The organism is Streptomyces sp. NPDC059037, from assembly GCF_042740015.1.
GTDB lineage: Bacteria > Actinomycetota > Actinomycetes > Streptomycetales > Streptomycetaceae > Streptomyces.
The window spans coordinates 1-4,302 of the sequence record NZ_JBHYIG010000061.1; the positions used below are offsets into that span (position 1 = coordinate 1).

Genomic DNA, 4,302 nt, shown 5'->3' on the forward strand with positions numbered 1-4,302 from the left:
AGGTCCTGGAGACCGTGGCCACCGTCGCGGGATCGGCCACCGCCGAGGAACGGCATGCCGTCGCCCGGGTGCTCGCCGACGCCCAGGCCCTGCGCAGGCGCCATGGCCTCGTGCCGGACGACGAGGCCGCCCTGGAGGTCGTCGGCGGCCGTCTGCGGGAGGCCCTCGACGCGGCCGAGCTGCACCAACTGCGCCTGAGCGCCCACCAGATATCGCTGCGGGACGCCCTGATCGCAGGGCTTTTCGCGCCGCGGCCCGAGTGCGGCGACCCCGCGGAAGGGCAGGACGCCGGGCCCGCACCGGCGGCGCCGGGCGGTCTCACCGCCCGGCAGCACCAGATCGCCCTCCTCGTCGCGGAAGGTCTTACCAACCGTCAAATAGCGCGCAGGCTGCAGATATCGGAGTGGACGGTGATCAACCACCTGCGCGTGGTGATGCAGAAGCTCGACTGCACATCCCGGGTCCACGTCGCGCGAGCCATGGGGTAGGCCGCCATGCCCTCATCAGGCGCCCCCGCCGTGGAACGCCCCGGACCTTCGGGCGCCCACATCTGGATCGGCAGGACAGCTGACGAAGCCACGCCCGGCGACCTCGCGCTGCTCGACCCGGGCGAGCGGCGCCGGATGGAACGCTTCACCGACGCGTGCCGCCGCGCCTGGTACGCGGGCGCGCACGCCGCGTTCCGGCGGATCGTGGGCGCCAGCCTCGGGGTCGAGCCGGGCGACATCGGCTGGGGGACCCGGCGCTGCCCCGGCTGCGGCAGCGACCAGCACGGCCCGCCCTACGTCCGGCGGCCCGACGCCGACTGGGAGGTGAGCATGTCGCGCTGCGAAGAGTGGTGGATGCTCGCCCTCTCCAAGGGCGACCCGGTCGGTGTGGACATCGAACGCCGCCAGGGCCATGAGGCCGAAGCCGTGTTCCGCCGCTGCCTCACCGAGGCGGAGCAGGCGCATGTGGCGTCGTACGGAGCGGACAGCGAGGCACGCCAGGAGGCGCTGATGCGCTGCTGGGTGCGGAAGGAGGCCGTGGTCAAGTCCTGGGGCCTCGGCCTGGGGACCGACCTCGCTCGGGTGGACGTACGCCCGGACCGTGAACTCGCGGTGGTCGCCCACCGGGCCCCGGACGAACGGACGTACTGGGTCGTGCGGGACGTGGCGGCGCCCCGGGGCTGCCTGGCGGCACTGGCCAGGCCGGTCGGGGCCGTGGGGCCGGTGACGGTGCATCTCTCGGCGGAGCTGCTCGCGGGCTGAGCATCCCCCTGAGCGCGGGCCGCACATGTCCGGGCTCGTCCGGCGACTGACAGGCAATTGCCAGACCGGCTGCTATATCCCCCGTAACGGCCGGCTGGCAGATTTCCAAAGGTCCTCGTTCCGCGCGCAATCTGTTCCGCGCAATCTGTTCTGCGCGTACACCCGAAAGGAGCCACGCGGGCATGCACGAAAACATACCCTTCCCGGAATTCCAAGAGGTGGCCGCGGAAGCGGAGGCGGCCCTGCGGGAACTGGATCTGGCCGATCTCGCCACCGCCGGAATTCTCCAGCCCGTCGAGAACTACTACCTCATCGGAACGTACCCTCCGCTCAAGGCGATGGAAGAGATGCGCGGCGAGGACTTCCTCTCCGGGGTCGGCCGGAACTGCAGCGTCTACCTGCACATCCCGTTCTGCGAACAGCGGTGCACCTTCTGCCACTTCGCGAAGGAGATCCTGCCGCAGCAGACCCGCGTCGAGCGCTATCTGCAGGCCCTCGTCAAGGAGATGGAGATCGCCCGCGGGCACATCGGACGCCCGACCGCGCGCACCGTGTACTTCGGCGGCGGCACGCCCTCCTACCTCTCCGCGGACCAGATCCGCCGGGTCTTCGGCTCCCTGCGCGAGACCATCGACATCGCGCCGGACGCCGAGATCACCTATGAGCTGCACCCTTCGGTCATCGACGCCCCGGACTACGAGGAGCGCCTCGACGCCCTGGCGGCCGCCGGCGTGAACCGCTGGGTCTTCGGCGTCCAGTCGATGGACGACCGCATCCTCGCCAAGCTCAACCGCGGGCACACCGCGGCCGACGTCCAGCGCCTGCTGAAGATGCTGGACGACCGCGACGCGACGAACGTGTCGGTGGACCTGATCTTCGGCCTTCCCTACCAGACGATGGAGAACTGGTACTCCTCCATACGGTCGCTGGTGGAATGCGGCGTGGAGAAGTTCAACATCTTCCCCCTCATGTTCAAGCAGGCCGACCCCATTTCCGCGCACTACCGCAAGAACCCGGAGATCTTCCCCGACGCCCGTGGGCGGCTCCTCATGCACTTCGCCACCGAGGCGATCATGAAGCGTCTCGGATTCCGGCGCGGGCCCCTCTTCTACTACGCGCGTGCCGACACGCATTCCCAGCAGCAGGAGGACAAGTACGACTCCATCGAGGACATCAACCTGCTGCCCTTCGGTGTTTCCGGCTTTGGATATGTCGACCAGGTGCAGTACTACAACGACTGCTCGCTCGACGGCTACATGGCGTCCGTGGAGAGCGGAAAGCTCCCCGTCTGGCGCGGCTCGCGCCTGCCGGAGGAGGAGCGGATGCGCCGCACCCTGATGTTCTCGCTGCGCTCCGGCGGAGTGGACCGCGACGCCTACGCCGCGCGCTTCGGCGCCGACCCCCTCGAACGCTTCCGCGCCGACCTCGCCCCCTTCCTCGACCGCGGGCTCCTCGAGCTCGACGGCCGGGTGATCCGGGCCACCGACCGCGGCGCCCCGTTCGTCGACAGCATCGCGCTCCACCTGGTCAGCGACGACGTACGCGGACGCATCCGCGAGTCCAACTCCCGCATCGTGGACGTCAAGCGCGATCCGCTGGACCGCTACGACTACTCACCGATCGAGCGTGACCCGGTCGCCGCGACCGTGCCCGCGCGCCGGGCGGGCCGCACAGCGCTGCCCGTGGTCCTGTGACGGGCGGCCGCTGCCCTGTCACGGGCATGGCAGGAGGGACGGGGGCGGGGCTCGTCGATGGGGCGGGCGTCGCCGAGCGGTTCGACCCGTTCGGTGACGCCTACCAGCAGGACCCGCCGGCCGCGCTCGCCGAGGCCCGCCGCCACCAACCCGTCTTCTACTCCCCGCTGTTGGACATGTGGGTGGTGACCCGCTACCACGACATCAAGGCGGCGCTGCACGACAGCCGCCGCTTCACCGCGGCCAACGCGCTGGAGCCGATCACCCCGCTCGGCGCCGAGGCCCGCGAAGTCCTGGACGGCTACGGCTTCGCCCCGGGGCCCGTCCTCGTCAACGAGGACCCGCCCCGGCACCTGCCACGACGGAAACTGCTCGCCCCGCCGCTCGCCGCCCCCGAGATCGAGCCGCTCGAAGGCCGGATCCGGGACCTGGTCACCGGATACATCGACGCGTTCGCCGACCGCGGGCACGCCGATCTGATCCAGGACCTGGTGTGGGAGGTCCCGGCGGTCGTCGGTCTGCTGGTCGCCGGTGTCCCCGAGGAGTACGTGGCACAGGCCCGCGGCTACGCCGTGAAGATGGGCCTGTTCACCTGGGGGCGCCCCACCGGCGAGCACCAGAGGGAGATCGCCGACCAGGTGGGCCGCTGGTGGACCCTCGCCGGTGAACTCGTGGACCTGCTGCGGCGCGAGAAGGGCACGGGGTGGATCCCGCACGCCATCGAGATGCAGCGCGAACACCCGGACGTCATCAGCGACAACCAGCTGCAGAACATGATGATGAGCGGCCTCGTCGCCGCGCACGAGACCACCACCAACGCCACCGCCAACGCCCTCAAGTGCCTGCTGACACAGCGGGACGCGTGGACCGCGCTGTGCGCCGACCCCTCGGCCGTGCCCAACGCGGTCGAGGAGTCCCTGCGCCACTCGACCTCGGTCCTGTGCTGGCGTCGGCGCACCCGCGCCGCCGTCACGCTCGGCGGCGTGCGGATCCCCGCACAGAGCCCGGTCCTGCTCATGATCGGATCCGGCAACCACGACGCGGACGTCTTCCCGGACCCGGAGCGCTTCGACATCCACCGCCCCAACGCCAAGCGGCACCTGAGCTTCGGCATCGGCAGCCACGCGTGCCTCGGCGCACCGCTCGCGCGCCTGGAGATGCGGATCATCCTGGAGGAGCTGACCCGGCGCCCCCCGGGCCTCCGGCTGGTCCCGGGGACCACCTTCACGTACCCGCCCAACGCCTCGTTCCACGGCCCGCTGCAGCTGCCCGTCGAGTGGGATTGACCCGTCGACCGCACCAAAGCCCTCCGCCCCCGCGAGGTTGTGCGGGGGGGGGGGGGTTGGTGTGGGGGCGGG

4 protein-coding genes are annotated in these 4,302 nt (G+C 70.9%); all 4 read left to right on the forward strand.

All coding sequences use genetic code 11. From position 1 onward, the window contains the following. Positions 1 to 488: LuxR C-terminal-related transcriptional regulator (locus ACFWY6_RS15370; RefSeq protein ID WP_384689708.1), on the forward strand; the 488-nt coding region annotated here is incomplete at its 5' end. Between the two features lie 6 nt (positions 489 to 494). Beyond that, on the forward strand, positions 495 to 1,250 hold the full coding sequence (locus tag ACFWY6_RS15375; RefSeq protein ID WP_384689711.1) for a 4'-phosphopantetheinyl transferase family protein: 756 nt from the start codon (positions 495 to 497) through the stop codon (positions 1,248 to 1,250). 182 nt (positions 1,251 to 1,432) lie between these two features. Then, a complete protein-coding gene (locus ACFWY6_RS15380; protein WP_384689714.1) occupies positions 1,433 to 2,944 on the forward strand; it encodes a coproporphyrinogen-III oxidase family protein in 1,512 nt (503 codons plus the stop codon). A 26-nt stretch (positions 2,945 to 2,970) separates the two neighbouring features. Further along, entirely contained in the window at positions 2,971 to 4,230 is a 1,260-nt protein-coding gene (locus ACFWY6_RS15385) for a cytochrome P450 (protein ID WP_384689716.1), read from the forward strand. Positions 4,231 to 4,302 lie beyond the last annotated feature (72 nt).

Excerpts from the sequence above, each read along its gene's own strand:
- ACFWY6_RS15375 (WP_384689711.1), top strand. The coding sequence starts at position 495 with ATGCCCTCATCAGGCGCCCCCGCCGTGGAACGCCCCGGACCTTCGGGC.
- ACFWY6_RS15380 (WP_384689714.1), top strand. The coding sequence starts at position 1,433 with ATGCACGAAAACATACCCTTCCCGGAATTCCAAGAGGTGGCCGCGGAA.
- ACFWY6_RS15385 (WP_384689716.1), top strand. The coding sequence starts at position 2,971 with ATGGCAGGAGGGACGGGGGCGGGGCTCGTCGATGGGGCGGGCGTCGCC.